The sequence below is a fragment of the Lysinibacillus fusiformis genome (assembly GCF_016925635.1).
GTDB classification, from domain to species: Bacteria; Bacillota; Bacilli; order Bacillales_A; family Planococcaceae; genus Lysinibacillus; species Lysinibacillus fusiformis_F.
This window is the reverse complement of the sequence record NZ_CP070490.1, coordinates 897,448-913,930: the sequence shown is the minus strand read 5'-3', so window position 1 is coordinate 913,930 and position 16,483 is coordinate 897,448. Positions and strand designations below refer to the sequence as shown.

At 37.1% G+C, this 16,483-nt stretch carries 17 protein-coding genes; 10 read left to right on the top strand and 7 right to left on the bottom strand.

Features of this window, described 5'->3' with window-relative positions:
- Nucleotides 1–72: 72 nt before the first annotated feature.
- The 3 genes from JTI58_RS04595 to JTI58_RS04585 all read right to left on the bottom strand — a co-directional run bounded on the left by JTI58_RS04595 (nucleotide 73) and on the right by JTI58_RS04585 (nucleotide 2,618).
- On the bottom strand, nucleotides 73–1,392 hold the full coding sequence (locus tag JTI58_RS04595; protein ID WP_205447108.1) for a hemolysin family protein: 1,320 nt from the start codon (nucleotides 1,390–1,392) through the stop codon (nucleotides 73–75).
- Nucleotides 1,393–1,825: 433 nt separating this feature from the next.
- Complete coding sequence (locus tag JTI58_RS04590; RefSeq protein WP_205445535.1) at nucleotides 1,826–2,242, bottom strand: hypothetical protein; 417 nt, start codon at nucleotides 2,240–2,242, stop codon at nucleotides 1,826–1,828.
- A 172-nt stretch (nucleotides 2,243–2,414) separates the two neighbouring features.
- The gene (locus tag JTI58_RS04585; protein ID WP_205445534.1) at nucleotides 2,415–2,618 is read right to left on the bottom strand and encodes a YheE family protein; all 204 of its coding nucleotides are present in this window, start codon (nucleotides 2,616–2,618) and stop codon (nucleotides 2,415–2,417) included.
- A gap of 209 nt (nucleotides 2,619–2,827) precedes the next feature.
- On the opposite strand from JTI58_RS04585, the gene JTI58_RS04580 reads away from it, so the two are divergent.
- From JTI58_RS04580 to JTI58_RS04565, 4 genes are all read left to right on the top strand, one after another.
- Nucleotides 2,828–3,970: a DUF445 domain-containing protein gene (locus JTI58_RS04580; protein WP_205445532.1), complete on the top strand. Its 1,143-nt coding sequence runs from the start codon at nucleotides 2,828–2,830 to the stop codon at nucleotides 3,968–3,970.
- Between the two features lie 15 nt (nucleotides 3,971–3,985).
- Nucleotides 3,986–4,333 (top strand): YlbF family regulator, encoded by a 348-nt coding sequence (locus tag JTI58_RS04575; protein WP_205445530.1) that lies wholly within the window; start codon nucleotides 3,986–3,988, stop codon nucleotides 4,331–4,333.
- 130 nt (nucleotides 4,334–4,463) lie between these two features.
- Nucleotides 4,464–5,126 carry a ribonuclease H family protein gene (locus tag JTI58_RS04570; protein WP_205445528.1) on the top strand — a complete coding sequence of 221 codons (663 nt, stop codon included), beginning with the start codon at nucleotides 4,464–4,466 and terminating at the stop codon, nucleotides 5,124–5,126.
- A gap of 653 nt (nucleotides 5,127–5,779) precedes the next feature.
- Entirely contained in the window at nucleotides 5,780–6,691 is a 912-nt protein-coding gene (locus JTI58_RS04565) for a stalk domain-containing protein (protein ID WP_205445527.1), read from the top strand.
- Between the two features lie 50 nt (nucleotides 6,692–6,741).
- On the opposite strand, the gene JTI58_RS04560 is transcribed toward JTI58_RS04565, so the two are convergent.
- Nucleotides 6,742–7,140, bottom strand: coding sequence for a hypothetical protein (locus tag JTI58_RS04560; RefSeq protein ID WP_205445525.1), 399 nt, complete (start codon nucleotides 7,138–7,140; stop codon nucleotides 6,742–6,744).
- A 165-nt stretch (nucleotides 7,141–7,305) separates the two neighbouring features.
- On the opposite strand from JTI58_RS04560, the gene JTI58_RS04555 reads away from it, so the two are divergent.
- The gene (locus JTI58_RS04555; RefSeq protein WP_205445524.1) at nucleotides 7,306–8,811 is read left to right on the top strand and encodes a coproporphyrinogen III oxidase; all 1,506 of its coding nucleotides are present in this window, start codon (nucleotides 7,306–7,308) and stop codon (nucleotides 8,809–8,811) included.
- Between the two features lie 21 nt (nucleotides 8,812–8,832).
- On the opposite strand, the gene JTI58_RS04550 is transcribed toward JTI58_RS04555, so the two are convergent.
- Nucleotides 8,833–9,930 (bottom strand): CdaR family transcriptional regulator, encoded by a 1,098-nt coding sequence (locus JTI58_RS04550; protein ID WP_205445522.1) that lies wholly within the window; start codon nucleotides 9,928–9,930, stop codon nucleotides 8,833–8,835.
- 165 nt (nucleotides 9,931–10,095) lie between these two features.
- Between JTI58_RS04550 and JTI58_RS04545 the strand changes: the two genes are divergently transcribed.
- The 5 genes from JTI58_RS04545 to JTI58_RS04525 all read left to right on the top strand — a co-directional run bounded on the left by JTI58_RS04545 (nucleotide 10,096) and on the right by JTI58_RS04525 (nucleotide 14,997).
- Nucleotides 10,096–11,235: a glycerate kinase gene (locus JTI58_RS04545; protein WP_205445521.1), complete on the top strand. Its 1,140-nt coding sequence runs from the start codon at nucleotides 10,096–10,098 to the stop codon at nucleotides 11,233–11,235.
- Nucleotides 11,236–12,582, top strand: coding sequence for a GntP family permease (locus JTI58_RS04540; protein ID WP_205445519.1), 1,347 nt, complete (start codon nucleotides 11,236–11,238; stop codon nucleotides 12,580–12,582).
- Nucleotides 12,583–12,651: 69 nt separating this feature from the next.
- A complete protein-coding gene (locus JTI58_RS04535; protein WP_205445518.1) occupies nucleotides 12,652–13,842 on the top strand; it encodes an MBL fold metallo-hydrolase in 1,191 nt (396 codons plus the stop codon).
- Nucleotides 13,829–14,077 (top strand): DUF3006 domain-containing protein, encoded by a 249-nt coding sequence (locus JTI58_RS04530; protein WP_205445516.1) that lies wholly within the window; start codon nucleotides 13,829–13,831, stop codon nucleotides 14,075–14,077. The genes JTI58_RS04535 and JTI58_RS04530 overlap by 14 nt, the downstream gene beginning before the upstream one ends.
- Before the next feature lie 131 nt (nucleotides 14,078–14,208).
- On the top strand, nucleotides 14,209–14,997 hold the full coding sequence (locus tag JTI58_RS04525; protein WP_205445514.1) for an HAD family hydrolase: 789 nt from the start codon (nucleotides 14,209–14,211) through the stop codon (nucleotides 14,995–14,997).
- A gap of 44 nt (nucleotides 14,998–15,041) precedes the next feature.
- On the opposite strand, the gene JTI58_RS04520 is transcribed toward JTI58_RS04525, so the two are convergent.
- A complete protein-coding gene (locus JTI58_RS04520; RefSeq protein WP_205445513.1) occupies nucleotides 15,042–15,965 on the bottom strand; it encodes a hypothetical protein in 924 nt (307 codons plus the stop codon).
- Entirely contained in the window at nucleotides 15,955–16,458 is a 504-nt protein-coding gene (locus JTI58_RS04515) for an RNA polymerase sigma factor (protein ID WP_230593750.1), read from the bottom strand. The genes JTI58_RS04520 and JTI58_RS04515 overlap by 11 nt, the downstream gene beginning before the upstream one ends.
- Nucleotides 16,459–16,483: the final 25 nt, after the last annotated feature.

The window sequence follows — 16,483 nt, the reverse complement described above, 5'->3', positions numbered from 1 at the left end:
AGGAAAGACCATATTTATAGCTTGAATTATACAAGCGTGCTTTTTAAAGTACCACGACCAGACAATTCAATTTTAATCAATGACTGCGTCATATTCATTTGATAAATCACTGTAAGGTAATTTCAGAACTTCTAAGTATAAAATATGGTGACCATCTAATTCTTTTGCGATAAATTCAAAACCTTGCTCTTGAATACTGTCTCCTTCGACCGCATCAAAACGCTTCGTCATGAACCAACCACCGATAGTATCAATATCATCATCTTCTATGTCAGTACCTAGCATATCATTCACATTTTCAAGAAGCATCTTAGCATCTAAAATAAAATGATTTTCTGCAATTTCTTGTACTTCCGGGATTTCGTCTTCATCAAATTCATCTTGAATATCGCCGACAATCTCCTCAATAATGTCTTCAATCGTCACTAAACCAGATGTTCCGCCATATTCATCCATTAAAATGGCCATATGAATACGTTCACGTTGAATTTTTAGTAATAAATCGTTAATTTGCGTCGTTTCCATCACTCGAATAATAGGTTGCATATAATCAATGACTGGCTTATCACCATTTTTGGAATCTTTAATGTAAGCGGTTAATAAATGCTTCATGTTGACTAAGCCGATAATATGATCTTTATCTCCATCCAGAATTGGATAACGAGTATATTGCTCAACACCCATTAAATCAAAAACTTCTTTAATCGTAAGCTCTTTTTCAATGCCGACGATTTCAGTTCGAGGAACCATAATTTCTTTTGCAAGACGATCTGAGAACTCGAAAATACTGTTAACATATTCATATTCTGAGTTATTAATTTCCCCACCTTTTAAACTATCCGATAAAATCATACGCAACTCTTCTTCTGTATGAGCCACTTCTGATTCTGACATCATTTTTAAGCCAAAAAGACCTGTTAAACCGCGAGCAGATCCGTTTAATAACTTAATGATCGGATACGTAATATTGTGGAATAAAATTAATGCGCCAGAAAAGTTTAATGTGACAAATTCTGCTTTTTGGATGGCTAATGTTTTTGGCGCCAATTCCCCAATAACAACATGCATAAACGTAACGATTGAGAATGCAAGTATAAATGAAAGGATAGATGTTATACTACCATTCAAATTTAGAAATTCAAACACTGGGTGCAAAATGATTTCAAATGTAGGTTCACCTAACCAACCTAAACCAAGTGCAGTGATGGTAATACCTAGCTGACATGCAGATAAGTACTCATCTAAATCTGAAACAACACGTTTTGCATTTTTCGCTTTCTTATGCCCTTCTGCGAGCAATTGATCAATGCGGGTAGTTCTCACTTTAACAATTGCAAATTCTGTTGCAACGAAAAATCCTGTCATTATAATTAGTAGGGCGAATGCCGCCAACCTAATGGTTATCTCCAATATGTCTCCGTCCAAATAATTCCTTTGTTCCCGCCCAAATGAGGGAAGTAAACAAAGTGTACACCTCCTATGATTTAAAAAATTGTTGGATGTTTCAATAATAAGTTATTTAAAAGAAAAACACAAATATTGACAACAACTTTTTCGCTTGTTTTTCACGTACCTTTTTGAAAAAAAGTAGCTAGATTCAAATATCAAAAGATTGTATTTACTATTGCTATATGCTAACTTTAAAAAGAGCAAAGATAGTTTGTTTAGGGAAAGAAGCATTTTGCATCTCATATAATACGACACGTCAAAAATCTCAAGAGTGCTTTAGCTTGCGGATTTTTTTAAATGAATTATTTTTTATAGCTAAAGGGGGAGTCTCAATATTCATTTGAGACTCCCCCTTTCTAAACGTTTACCATCACTACTATTCTTGTTGGAAGCGTAATTTTAAGCACGCTTTCTCAACATCATGAACGGTTTCCTTTAAAGGTATATCACCTGTAAACGGTGCGATAGAGACAGGTGCTTTTTCTGTAATACCTTGCTGTGTTAGAACATAGTTCTTATTGTTGTACGCCAAATAGAACGTTTTGATTGATTTCTTGCCGAAGGAGCTAGCAGAAGAATCAAACAAGCCCTTTAATTGACTGCAATACTCATTGTAAAAGTCGCTTTTATAGCCAGAAAGTTCCTCGAATTTTTTACTATTAACAGCCCCCGCCTCATCCGCTAGTTCGAATATTTTAGCGGAAAATTCTGAAAACAACTCTTTTACTTTTACACGAATTAACGCTTTTGAATTATAGCTATTTAAGTCATCCGAAAGTGTGACTTTACTCATTGAAATGGCCCCCTGCATAAAAAACATTTACTATATAAGCTGATATCATAAATGTATAAGAAAAATATACAAATTTCAACATGATTCAACATAATTAGCTTAAAGGACGTGCTATTTATAGTAAATATAGGTATTTTTGTGCGGGATTAGGGCGAAAAAGTGACTACAAATTTTAATCGTATACATGGAAAAGCATAAGCTCATGTATCATTTTTTTAACATCCTCTTCGTCTGATGGAATGGCTCCTATCCACTGAATCGTACCATCCTTTAAATATTCCGCTTGGTATCGTTCTCGTTGATAAAAAAATGAAATGGCCCACCCTGGTAGTTGAGTGTTTTCAAATAGTGGTTTAAAACTAAAATGCTGAATCATCATCAAACCTCGTTTCTATAGTATGTAGTTCATATTATTTAAGTAGAACGATAATTTTGCAACTATTCACTTCTCGATAGAAGTGAATAGGGTGTGATTGAAATTCTAAAGGGGTATTTCTTTCGTTGAAAATCCTTGCTCTGCTATAATGAGTGCAGAAGGCGACAAAATACGCCAATTGTGAATACAATTGAAATGAGAGGATACTAATGGATAATTTTATAGTGACATTACTTTTTATGGCTATAATTGGAGCTGCAATTGGGGGCGTAACAAATCACTTAGCCATTAAAATGCTTTTTCGTCCACATAATGCAATATACATTAAAAACTGGCGTCTCCCATTTACACCAGGTCTTATCCCGAAACGACGTGATGAATTAGCGAAACAGCTTGGTCTTACAGTAGTAAATTATTTGCTAACTCCTGAAACATTTAAAAAGAAATTTTTCTCAAAGGATATTCAGGACAAAGTAGAACACTTTGTGCAAACAAAAGTTGAAGAAACAATCTTTACAAACGACAAAACAATTCAGGATTGGCTAAACTTAGCGGGATTTTCACATATGCCTGCTACCATTGAGCAGAAGGTTGAAGCGATTGTTGAGGGACAATTTTCGTCAGTAAAGAATACACTATCAACAAAATCAATTCGTACGCTGTTATCTGATGATATTCAAAATACGATTGATGCTAAAATTCCAGTAGCGGTTCAGCATATTTTAGAAAAAGGCGAGGATTATTTTTTATCCCCTGAAGGCGAAATGACGATTAAGGCGATGATTGATGACTTTTTATCATCAAAAGGGTCTCTTGGTGGCATGATTAATATGTTCTTAGGTGATTCCTCCTCACTTGTTGGGAAAGTTCAACGTGAGCTTGTGAAATTTTTACAAGCACCAGGAACGACAACATTACTAACTAAAATATTTACACAGGAATGGGAAAAATTCAAAGATCGACCAGCTATGGACTTTTTGCAAGATGTTCAATTTGAACCCATTTTATCGAAATTACAAGTGTACGTGAAAGAGCAATTAGCCATCTCAGAACGTTTAAATCAGCCGATTTCTTATTATTGGCCTGAAGGAAATGAGTGGGCGAAGTATACCGTGATCCCACAAGTGATAGAAAAAGCTTTTGTGAAGGCAGAGGAAAAACTTGAGGATGTACTAAAACGTTTAAATTTACAAGAGGTCGTTCGAGAGCAGGTGGACTCATTCCCAGTAGAGAAATTAGAGGAGCTTGTATTAGGTATTTCAAAACGTGAGTTTAAAATGATTACCGTATTAGGTGCGGTGCTTGGTGGATTAATTGGGATTGTGCAAGGCTTGATAGTTTACTTTATTTAAAAGGAGATTGTATGAATGATTAATATTTATAATGACATTAATGCGCTAGAGGCAACTTTCCGTAAGATTCCAGAATTTGAAGCATTAAAAGCTGCTGTTGAAGTTGTTAAACATGATGAAGAGGCATTAAATGTCTTTAAAAACTTCCGTAAAATCCAAATCGAGTTACAGAAAAAGCAATTAGCTGGTGAGGATATTTTGGAAGATGAGCTTGTCTATGCACAAAAAGCGGCACAGCTTGCACAGCAAAATGAAAAAATTTCAACGATGCTTGAAGCGGAAATGAAGCTTAGTAAAGTAATTGAAGAAGTAAATCGTATTTTAATAAAACCTATCCAAGGTTTATATGAAGGAATTCAATGATTGCAATATAAAAGGAATAATTTTTCTAGGAATTGCACATATAACAAGTAAGAGGAAAACGTGTATCCGCTATTGGTCGGTACACGTTTTTACTTTATGTACCAATTAGAGAGTATTGGAGGTTATGATTATGCATGTCATCATTGAATGGACCTATAAAACACCAAAAGGAGCAACAACGGTTTTACGTTCAGCTGAAATGCCTGCAGCTCAAGCACTATTACTTGCAGAGGATATGGAAAGAACGGGAAGGGTAAAATCGCTACATTGCGTTGATCGACAAGATACAAATTGGTCACTTAAAGAGCTAAAAGCATATTTAAAGGAAATTGATACAGAGCCACATAATATTACGGTCTATTTTGATGGAGGTTTTGATCGTGGGACAAGGCAAGCAGGATTAGGCTGCGCTATTTATTATGAACAAAATGGTAAACCTTTACGTTTAAGAAGAAATGCGTTTTCGTCTGAATTGAAATCAAATAACGAGGCAGAGTATGCAGCGCTTTATTTAGGCTTAGTAGAGCTTGAACTGTTAAATGTCCATCATTTACCTGTTCGTATTATAGGAGATTCACAGGTGGTCATCAATCAGCTAAATGGAGAATGGCCTGCATTGGAAAAGGAATTAGCAAGCTGGGCAGATAAAATTGTTGCAAAATTAGAGCAGCTTCACATCCAAGCAGAATACCAGCTTGTTTCACGTAAGGATAATTCAGAAGCGGACCGCCTTGCTACACAAGCATTAAATGGCATAGATATTACAGGCTTGAGCGAGATTGTAAAAGATTAATAATGAGAGGTGGCAGTAGATACTGCCACCTCTTCATGTTGTTGAAAAAAGATGATGTTAACGGTAGAAAAAGCAACTTTGCAAGGTGAGGGGTTGATTTCCGTTCCGCCAGCATCCTTTCCAGGGGGCGTCCGAGGAGCCGCTTCACTCACTTCCGTTCGCTCCAGGGTCTCCTCTGTGACGCTAAATCCCCTAGGAGTGACGCTGGCTCCACTCCAATCAACCATTCTGCAAAGTGTCTTTACTTTTTTTCATAGTAGCATAGCAATCAAATCGCCCATTAACTGTATTCTTAGAGGGGATAGGCTCTTATTTTCAATGTGGCGAAGTGATGCGTGACAACCTTCACTTTATTTGAAAACCTTTGCTAAAAAGTCAGTGGGTTGAAGTGGAGGGCTACTTGACTCCCGTGGGATAGCGAGACAGGCGAAGCCCTGCATGGAGCGGTAGCGGAGGAAGCGATTCGGCGCTCGCCCACAGGAAAGCAAGTAGCCTGCATTTCTACCTTTCAATTGACAGTTTTGTTTTTCAACACTAAGGAGAGGTGACAGTAGATACTGCCACCTCTTTCTCATTAATTCCTTATTTACACTGAAACTTTTTCCATTTTAAAGCTACTACTCCTATGAATCCAAACAATAAGGAGAGATTTTATGAACATGAAAAAAATAGCACCTGCAGCTATGACTGCATTATTATTTGGAAGTGCCCTTGTACCGGTAGCTTCAGCAAATGAGCAGCATTCTACAGGAGCAGAGGTACCGCAAATACAAATTGATCCTGTACACATTTTCAATGATACTCGTGGTACTGTGGAAGATGTTCGTGTTGGGGAAAACATTACATACTACACAGTAAAAGAAGGCGAGCAAACAAATGTATTAGAAATTAATAAGGATACACTTGTGTTTGACAATACTGGTAAGAAAGTGGAGCTTCAAAAAGGTGATAAAGTATTAGCTTATACATTTGCTAACAAACCTCAAAAATATATTTATCCACCACAATTCAACCCTGAGGTTGTCATTGTTGAATCAGAGGAAGTTGGCTTTGTAGAAGTTGATTATTTCTTTGAAGATTTAACAAATACGTATGATATTTTAAAATTAAATATCGGTAAAGATACAGAGCTATTGGATGTAAAAGGTGAAAAGGTAGAGGCTAAAGATTTAGCAGAGAAGCACCTTGTTGTTTTCTATACAGCCTCTACTAAAAGTATTCCAGCACAAACAACACCATCTAAAGTGATTGTACTGGACGATTATCCCGCAACTATGGTGAATCCAGTAAATGAAGAAATTGATAATATTATCGCATCAGATTCTTACGAAGTAGCTGGTACAAAAATGGTGCCATTACGCGTGATCGCTGAAAAACTTGGCTTCAAAGTGGACTCTACAGGTAAAGGGGCTATTCTTTCAAAGGGCAATATGTCTTACACAATTACTCGCGGAGAAAAAACATTTGGCTATAATAAGGCATTACGTACACTAACAGTTGCACCGACCTTGAAAGATACAAAGACATATGTACCTATTGAATTTGTGGATGAATATTTAAAATAATTGAGAAAATAGTATGCCAACAATGCTTGGCATACTATTTTTATTTGAAGTTATTCAGCCATTGCTAGCGTGTAATGGCTTTTTGAGGAAATATAGGTTGGATACTTTTTCGCAAATTGCTGAAGACATTGTTTAAAGGATACTGTATTCATAAAGCTTTTGGCCAATGTCATTTCATCTGAATACAATAAAAATTGCTGGAAGTGCTGTTGAATAAATACCCTTGTTTTTTCATAATGCTTGTTGATAGAGATAGCACCATAGATTTCCTGTTGGTCAACAATGTAAATAAAATCACAAAGTACTTTATGTGTGCCGTATTTAAGTTTTACCGTGACGTATAATGTTTTTTCGTCACATCGCTCTAAATCAAAATGGTGGAATGCTACTTCTACTTGATGTATAAAGCTCGAAACAGAGGTATAGTTGCCATTTTTTAAAATAAACATTCTCGACACCACCTTTTCTGAAAATTATAATGACAAAAAAATAGTTTGTCTACATTTAAACTGAATATTCTGTCATTTCTGAGATTCTAATTGTTATTTTGCTTAAAGTCATAGAAATTTGTTAAACTTAAATCTGCAATATATAAAAGAAGAGAGCGAAACGAAATGAAAATTATTCACATAGATCAAAAATATCCTGAAGATTGGATTCGCGTATTAAATCATATTGCGAATTTATTTTTTGAGGATTCCAAGTTGAAGGTTGAACCAAAGGGAGCAGACATGTCCGCTTCATTTGACTTTCAGACTGGAGATGATTTTTCCATTTCTACAAAAGCAGTCTTAATTGTAGATGGTCAGCAATATACAAATGAATATCGTATTCAATATGAAACACCAGCAACAGGTCGTGAGCTAAATATTCGTATAAAACGTGCATTGTCACACGTATTTTTAGATGTTCTTGAACAACATACTGGGGTGCATCAACAATGGGGGATTTTAACAGGTGTACGCCCGACAAAGCTATATCATAAATTTAGAAAAGAAGGTAAAAGTGAGCAGGAAATTGCTGATCTATTAATTCGAGATTTCCGCTTATCAAAGGACAAAGTGGCACTATTAAAGGAAATTGTGGACCGACAACTAGTAACCATTCCTGATCTTGATGCGATTGGACAAGAGATCAGTGTTTATATCGGTATTCCATTCTGTCCTACCAAATGTGCATATTGCACTTTCCCAGCCTATGCGATTGGTAGCAATCGTAAGCAAGGGCGTGTTACAACTTTTTTAGATGGCTTGCATATTGAACTACGTGAAATGGGCAAATGGCTGAAGGACAATCAAATGAAAATCACCTCCATTTATTGGGGTGGTGGTACACCAACTTCAATTGAGGCCGATGAAATGGACGCCTTATATCAAACAATGTATGAATCATTCCCTAACCCTGAAACCATTCGAGAGGTTACAGTTGAAGCAGGAAGACCGGATACAATCACACCTGAAAAATTAGAAGTACTTAAAAAGTGGGGAATTGATCGTATTAGTGTAAATCCACAATCTTATACAGATGAAACATTAAAAGCCATTGGTCGTCATCATACGGTTCAGGAAACCATTGATAAGTTTTGGCTTGCAAGAGAATCAGGTATGAACAATATCAATATGGATCTCATTATTGGGCTACCGAATGAAGGAATCGAGGAATTCCAACATTCATTAGAGGAATCGGCAAAGATGCAGCCAGAGTCATTAACTGTTCATACACTATCATTTAAACGTGCGTCAGAGATGACACGCAATAAGGATAAATACAAAGTAGCCGATCGTGATACGGTTGCTGAAATGATGGAAATGGCACAGATTTGGACAAAAGAAAATGACTATGTTCCATACTATTTATATCGCCAAAAAAATATATTAGGTAATTTAGAAAATGTCGGCTATAGTAAAGCGGGAGAAGAAAGTATTTATAATATCGTTATTATGGAAGAGGTGCAGACAATCTTAGGAATTGGCTGTGGGGCATCTTCAAAATTTGTGCATCCCGAAACAGGAAGAATTACACAATTCCATAATCCGAAAGATCCTGCCGCCTATATCATGACCTTTGAAGAGGCTATTGGGAAAAAAATCGAGTTTTTAAATGAATTGTATAACGAGTAAGATGAAGGCAATCTGATTTGTTCAGATTGCCTTCATTGTTTGTAGTGATCGTAATGTACAGGCCATTTTTAGCAGAACGGCATCCTCAAAATATTGCGGATCATAGCCTGTTAATTCTCTTATTTTATTTAAACGATAAGTAAGTGTATGACGATGAATATTCAATTGTTGTGCACAAAGCTTTAGCTGTAAATTACAGTCAAAAAATGATTGTAATGTTTCTAATTGTTTAGCGTCCAAATTTTTGAGTATGCGACGGTAGAATGCTTGTACTTCCTCCGATTCACGAGGTTTAAAAAGGGAAAATAACTCGACATCTTCAAAAAAAGTCAATTCATTATGGATTGCAGAAAATTTTAGAGCTGTTCTGGCGCCCTGATAGCTATAGGGAAGCTGGGATAAATGCTGTACCACGGGCCCTACACCAATTTGAAGGGAGGGTAGTTTCTGTTTCTGCTTGCGAAGTGCTTTTATAATGGGACGGCAATTTTGCTCCTCACAATTTGTTAGCAGGATATAGTATTCCTGTAATTGGCTATGACCTGCAAGAATAGGCTGCTTGTAAAATAAATCCTCAAAAAAGAACGGAATCGTATTTTCTACGTAAGATGCTTCACTTAAGCTTACTAAAATCACTTGAAAGGGTGCCGCTAGGGCAAAGGGTAATTTTTGAATTCGTTCATTTAAGGTTCCTTCTAGCTTACTCCCATGAACGAGTGCTTCAAATATGTAATCGTTATTCTTTCGTTGCCATTCGCTTTTAGATTCAACAATCGCTTGATGGGTCATCATCTCTGTTGTGAGTTGCACGAGATTAGCAATTTCAAGCATCTCCTCCGACTCTCCTGTTATACCAATAACACCTACTACCTCATCCTGATACATAATAGGCATATTAATGCCTGGTTTTGTATTCGGAAACAGCGCTATATTCTCTTCGTTAATAATTAAAGTCTTTTTTGTTTGTGCTACATAAAGCGCACCTTCATGAATATTTTCCACCCTCATTTTATCTCCGGAAGCTAAAATGACTCCACTTGGGCTAATGACATTAATATTGTGCCGCAAACGCAGCATCGTTTGATGGACAATTTCTTCTGCTAACTTTTTTGTCAACATGTTTATACACCCCGCATAAAAAGCATCCTGTTATATGACAGCTAAATTGTACACCTATTATAATGTTTTCTGAATTTATTGTCATTATAATAAATTGTAAGCGCTTAACATGGGGATATGAAAATTTACGTAAATATCAATGGACGACATAAGTGGAGGTAGAACATGAAAGTCATAATTAGTCCAGATTCCTACAAGGGTACTCTGTCAGCAGTTGAAGTAGCAAAAGCAATGCAGAAAGGAATTCTGGATGCAAATCAATCGATTGAAACCATTATATTACCAGTTGCAGATGGTGGAGAAGGCACACTGCAATCACTTATCGCCTCTACAAATGGTCAATATTTTTCCGTAACTGTGCTTGATCCATTGGGAAGAGCTATCCAGGCCCAATATGGTGTATTGGGTGATCAAGTAACATGTGTGATAGAAATGGCTCAAGCATCCGGGATAATGTTGTTACAAGAAAATGAGAAAAACCCTGAACTTGCTACATCTTATGGCACAGGACAATTAATTAAAGCCGCACTCGATCAAGGCTTTAGAAAATTTATTATTGGCATTGGCGGAAGTGCTACAAATGATGCGGGTATTGGCATGTTACAAGCATTAGGTGTGCGTTTAATAACAGCGGAGGGGTTAGAGCTTGAGGCTGGTGTTTCTAACCTCATGAAATTAGATGCTATAGATAGTAGTCTGTTAGATGCTAGATTAGCAGAGGCAACATTTACGATAGCTTGTGATGTTGATAATCCGCTCATTGGTGAACAAGGGGCAACCGCTATTTTTGGTCCGCAAAAAGGTGTTCAAAAACATCAGATTGCCGAATTTGATCGCTGTTTAAAGCATTTTGCAGATATTGTTGAAACCGAATTTTCTATTCGATTACATGACTTTAAAGGTGCAGGAGCCGCTGGGGGAATGGGCGGCGCATTAATCGCATTTTTAAAAGGAACCTTTCATGCTGGAATTGATATTGTGCTGGATGCTGTACAGCTACAGGCTCATTTAGCAGAAGCACAGTTAGTGATAACGGGTGAGGGAAAATCCGATCTCCAAACATTACATGGTAAGGCACCATTGGGTGTAGCGAAGGCTGCTAAGCAAGCGAATGTAGAGGCAATGCTGTTATCTGGAGGAATCGATGAAAAAGCGAATGCAGCATTGCAAACGTATTTTACTATTGTTGAGTCATTGGTAGATGAGGAGATTAATGTACAACAGGCAATGCAAGAACCTGCTCACTATATTCGCTTAAAAACAAAAAGAATGATTGAGCGTTACATACAAAAGGGGGATGACTAGATGTTGTTCATCATTATTTTAATAGGGGTATTATTTGTTGTTTTGGGAACGGCTAAGTTGAAGCTTCATCCGTTTTTAGCTTTATTAATTAGTGCTTTCTTTGTTGGGATTGCTTCAGGTATGCCATTATTGACCGTTGTGGAAAGCATTAATACTGGATTTGGAGGCTTGATGACAAGTATTGGTTTAGTCATTATCGCTGGTACCATCATAGGTTTAATATTAGAAAAATCAGGTGCTGCTTATCGTATGGCAGAAGTAGTGTTACGCATTGTAGGACCTAAACGTCCGCAATTAGCGATGTCTTTAATCGGTTATATCGTTTCCATACCAGTATTTTGTGATTCAGGCTTTATTATTTTATCTAGCTTACAAAAATCATTGGCAAAGCGAGCAAATGTCACGATTGCATCCATGGCAGTAGCTTTAGCAACGGGCTTATTTGCGACGCATGTATTAGTACCACCAACTCCAGGGCCTATTGCAGCAGCAGGAAATATTGGCGCAGCGGATTATTTAGGAACAGTCATTGTTATTGGTTTACTAGTAGCGATACCAGCGACATTTGTAGGTTATCTCTGGTCAGTGAAAGTAGCGACGAAAATTCGAGTACCTGAAGATGAGGTAGAGGCATTAGATTATGAGGAAGTCATTAAATCCTTTGGTAAAATGCCCTCAACATTTAAAGCGTTTTTACCAATCGTTCTGCCGATTGTGTTAATCGGTCTTGGTTCTATAGCAGCATTAGTTGGTGATACGGAATCCACTTTCAATACAATCTTTAAATTTTTAGGTTCTCCAACAGTAGCTTTATTTTTAGGTGTAGCATCTGCATTTTTATTATTGCCGGAAATTAGTGAAACGACATTAACAGGTTGGATTGGCGAAAGCTTAAAAGAAGCGGCACCTATTTTACTTATTACAGGGGCTGGTGGTTCGTTTGGTACTGTTATTAAAAACGCTGGTGTTGGAGAAATGCTTCAGGAAATGGATTTAGGTATGTTTGCCTCAGGTACGTTATTCCTTCTCGTGCCGTTTATAGTAGCAGCAGCATTGAAAACAGCCCAAGGTTCTTCCACAACAGCTCTTGTGATTACATCTACTTTAGTAGCCCCTATGCTTGTGACACTTGGAATTGAGGGAGCGGTACCATTAGCATTAGTGGTGATGGCAATAGGTGCAGGAGCAATGACCGTTAGCCATGTGAATGATAGCTTCTTCTGGGTGATTACGCAGTATAGTGGTATGGAAGTGACACAAGCCTATAAAGCGCAAACAGTGGCCACATTATTACAGGGTCTTGTGACTATTATTATTACGATGATTTTATGGTGGATATTTGTTTAAAGTAAAAGGAGAGCAGCCCATGGGTAGCTCTCTTTTTGTATAATAGGAAAATAGAAAGGAAGTTAGTAGATGAAAAAAATAATAGTATTACTCCTTTGTATTTTTTTATTAGTTGGCTGTACCGAGGTAGTCAAGACAGAGAAAATTCCTGTAACAGCTGGTCATGAAATGCAGGTTCATTTTATTGATGTGGGTCAGGGGGATTCTATACTGATTGAATCACCGAATGGTAAAACAATGCTTGTAGATGGAGGAGTGAAGGGCGCAGGACAACAGATTGTTTCTTATTTAAAAGAACTTGGGATAAATAAGCTCGATATAGTAGTGGCGACACACCCAGATGCTGATCATATCGGTGGCCTTATTCCTGTATTAGATACCATGCCGATTGAGCAATTTTATGATTCAGGAAAAGTACATACATCGCAAACCTTTGAAGAAATGCTAACACGCATTGATGAAAAAAATATTCCTTATCATGTACCGAAAACTGGTGATGAGATTGAATTTGATAAGGAAGTGAATGTGAAAGTATTAAATGCGAATGAACAGGCTACAGATAATAATGATGCCTCCATTGTCTTAAAAATGACTTATGGCAATGTCTCCTTTTTATTGACGGGAGATGCTGGAATAGCATTAGAAAAGGACATGCTGCAGTATGATGTGACAGCAACGGTTTTAAAAGCAGGACACCACGGCTCTAACACAAGCAGCTCAGAGGAGTTCGTTCGGGCTGTAAAACCAGAAGTCACGATATTAAGTTATGGAGAAGATAATAAATATGGTCATCCACATACAGAAGTAGTAGATCGTTTGCAGGCTATTGGTAGTAAAATCTATGCCACAGCGGATTTAGGAACGATTACGGTATCCACAGATGGGGTAAACTATGCGGTGAATGGGAAGGAAACTTCTAAAGTAGAAACTGGCAAAAAACCATCTAAAGTAGAAGCACCGCCAATAGCTATTGAGATCGTTAGCAAGGATCTAATCACTGAAATTGTAGGTATTAAAAATAGTGGACAACAAGCGGTATCTTTAAAAGATTGGCAGCTTATTTCAATTGAAGGACATCAAGTTTTTAATTTCCCTAATCTTTCTTTACAGCCAGGGAAAACAATATATATTACTAGTGGAACCAATGCGCGAGAAGGGCAAAATTATTTGAAATGGACAACTAAACAGATTTGGTTAAATGATGGAGATGCTGCGCAATTACGCAATGAGAAAGGGGAACTTGTCAGTGAGCTCGAGTAAATACACATTAGACCGTATTGAAGATGGCTATGCGGTTTTCTTAAAGTTTCCAGAGGAAGAGGAACAACTCATTATTTCACAGTCAGCCATGAACAAGCCAGTGCGAGTAGGTGAACGTGTTCTAATAGAAGAAAAAGATGGCATTTACTATATTGAAATTTTACAAGATGAAACACAACAAAAAAGAGCAGACATTCAAAGTTTAATGAACTGTTTGCGTAATAAACATAATTAATAGATGACAAGCTGTGAAGATTTGACGCACAGCTTGTTTTTAGATAGAGGAATTGTACATAATTTGTTATCCTAAATATTTTGAAAATATGCTAAAATAGTAGTATTAATCGGGAGCTAGGAGCGGACAAAATGTCGATAAATACAATTATTTTTGATTTAGATGATACACTACTATGGGATAAAAAATCGGTCAAAACAGCATTTGAAAAAACATGTGACTATGCAGCAACAGTACATAATGTGAATCCTGCTGAGTTAGAGGAAGCTGTTCGCCGAGAGGCACGTGCTTTGTATGAAGGGTATGAAACATATGATTATACGGTTTTAATTGGTATCAATCCATTTGAAGGGCTTTGGGGAACGTTTGACGACTCGACAGATTCCTTCCAAAGAATGAAAGAAATTGTTCCTAGTTATCGTGCAGCGGCTTGGACAAAAGGGTTAGCTGCTCTTGGTATTGAGGATACAGCGTTTGGAGCAGAGCTAGGAGAGCGCTTTGTAGCCGAGCGTAAAGTAGCGCCATTTTTATACGAAGATACTTTTGCGGTGTTAGATGAATTAAAAGGAAAATATCAGCTTGTATTGCTAACAAATGGCGCACCAAGTTTGCAAAATTTAAAGCTAGAAATTACACCAGAAATTGCACCATATTTTGATCATATTATTATTTCAGGAGACTTTGGTAAAGGTAAGCCGGACGCATCTATTTTTGAGTATGTGATGGAGAAAGCAGGCATTACAGCTGACGAGGCAATTATGGTTGGTGACAATCTTAATACTGATATTTTAGGTTCATCTCGTGTCGGAATGCGCAATGTATGGATTAATCGTGAAAACAATATCGCCAATGGGGCTGTGACACCTACCTATGAGGTAGACGCTTTGACAGCATTGTTGGAGCTTATAAATAAGCTATAATATAAAAATGTACTGATCCCTCATGGAGTCAGTACATTTTTTTGTTAAAAATAGACATTCAGTCCAAGATATAAACATGTAAAAGCTATAGCTATACAAAGCTGGACAAGAGCGCTAGCTATTAAGTAACCCTGAGGTTCACCAGCCTTTTTACGATAATAGATTTGCATAAAGGAGTAGAGTGAGAAAAGGCCATAAATAATTATTGCATGAATTGTATGGTGTACAAGATAGATACCAAATGAAATACCTCCAAACAACACGAGCATGATGGCATTGGCAATAGCATGCTCAACTGTCGCAGCGAAAAAGCGACGTTCTGTATGAGGCATTCTTTTTTTAGCAATCCATAGGATGAAATGCATAAGTAGGATGAAACTGTTCCCAATAATAAGTTTCGTCGACCGCTTCTCATCATAAAAATAGCGTAGTGAGTCAAATGACTCTTCAATCAGAAAGGCTTGCTTTGTTTCGACATTGAAGAAAATCTTATTATTAAGTACCTTCCATTTCTCTTGTGTACGGTCATTATAGAGAACCAAAATATCATAGATAGTACCACTTTTCCACTGACTAGCGGATATTGTTACAGGAGAAGCGTTGTCCCAATTTTGTTGTAGCTGTGTGATAGCCTTTGAATGAGCATAGCATTGCTGAGGAACATACAGGCAAGAATCCTGTGCTATAAAGGTTTCCTTGTTCCTATTCTCCTTTAAATAGATTCGTTGGATTGCTTTGGAGGAATCCATTGTTGTAGGAGAATTAGTAGGACTTTGAATAAAAGATAATAGTAATATAGAAAGAACTACTATAAATAGCAATGACACAGAAGGGATTTTCCATCTATTTTTAGTCGTTTGTTTACTAATTACTGAGGGCTCTGTCATATTGCGTAATAATTTTTTTTGCTGCTGATCCGATAACATTAAATCATCTAAGTGTTGCCATGTCTTCTTATCATTCTTCATCCATCTCACCTCCTAACTGTTTTTTTAATGCGATGAGTGCTCGTTTTAATGTGTTTTTTACTTTCCCCTCATTCCAGCCAAGAATAGTGCAGGTTTCCTCGATGGAAAGCCCCTCTATTTTGCGCAGAATGATCACATCACGATAGGTGATTTTTAGTTTACGAATAGCAAGATATAGCATCTTGGCATCTTCTTGTTGCATCAGCCATTGATGAGGAGAAGGTGACGCTTGTTCTTCATGCTGTTGTAAAAAAGGGACAAATTGAATAATCCTTTTTCGACGATAATGATCATAGGCAAGGTTCCGTGCAGTGCACCGCAACCAAGCGAGATCGGCTCCTTCTTTTATTGTTTGGTGATGTTTCAAATAACGGACAAAGGTTTCCTGTGTATAATCCTCCGCTAATTTTTCATCATTTAGTAAGTAATATAAGTATTTAAAAATGGTGTGATTATGTAAGTAAAATATTTCTTCTATTTTCAAGCTGTACACCTCCTTTTCTTTAAAGACGAAGAAC

Excerpts from the sequence above, each read along its gene's own strand:
- JTI58_RS04545 (WP_205445521.1), top strand. The coding sequence starts at position 10,096 with ATGAAAGTCATAATTAGTCCAGATTCCTACAAGGGTACTCTGTCAGCA.
- JTI58_RS04570 (WP_205445528.1), top strand. The coding sequence starts at position 4,464 with ATGCATGTCATCATTGAATGGACCTATAAAACACCAAAAGGAGCAACA.
- JTI58_RS04550 (WP_205445522.1), bottom strand. The coding sequence starts at position 9,930 with ATGTTGACAAAAAAGTTAGCAGAAGAAATTGTCCATCAAACGATGCTG.
- JTI58_RS04585 (WP_205445534.1), bottom strand. The coding sequence starts at position 2,618 with ATGATTCAGCATTTTAGTTTTAAACCACTATTTGAAAACACTCAACTA.
- JTI58_RS04560 (WP_205445525.1), bottom strand. The coding sequence starts at position 7,140 with ATGTTTATTTTAAAAAATGGCAACTATACCTCTGTTTCGAGCTTTATA.
- JTI58_RS04580 (WP_205445532.1), top strand. The coding sequence starts at position 2,828 with ATGGATAATTTTATAGTGACATTACTTTTTATGGCTATAATTGGAGCT.
- JTI58_RS04540 (WP_205445519.1), top strand. The coding sequence starts at position 11,236 with ATGTTGTTCATCATTATTTTAATAGGGGTATTATTTGTTGTTTTGGGA.
- JTI58_RS04555 (WP_205445524.1), top strand. The coding sequence starts at position 7,306 with ATGAAAATTATTCACATAGATCAAAAATATCCTGAAGATTGGATTCGC.
- JTI58_RS04525 (WP_205445514.1), top strand. The coding sequence starts at position 14,209 with ATGTCGATAAATACAATTATTTTTGATTTAGATGATACACTACTATGG.
- JTI58_RS04565 (WP_205445527.1), top strand. The coding sequence starts at position 5,780 with ATGAACATGAAAAAAATAGCACCTGCAGCTATGACTGCATTATTATTT.
- JTI58_RS04590 (WP_205445535.1), bottom strand. The coding sequence starts at position 2,242 with ATGAGTAAAGTCACACTTTCGGATGACTTAAATAGCTATAATTCAAAA.
- JTI58_RS04520 (WP_205445513.1), bottom strand. The coding sequence starts at position 15,965 with ATGAAGAATGATAAGAAGACATGGCAACACTTAGATGATTTAATGTTA.
- JTI58_RS04535 (WP_205445518.1), top strand. The coding sequence starts at position 12,652 with ATGAAAAAAATAATAGTATTACTCCTTTGTATTTTTTTATTAGTTGGC.
- JTI58_RS04575 (WP_205445530.1), top strand. The coding sequence starts at position 3,986 with ATGATTAATATTTATAATGACATTAATGCGCTAGAGGCAACTTTCCGT.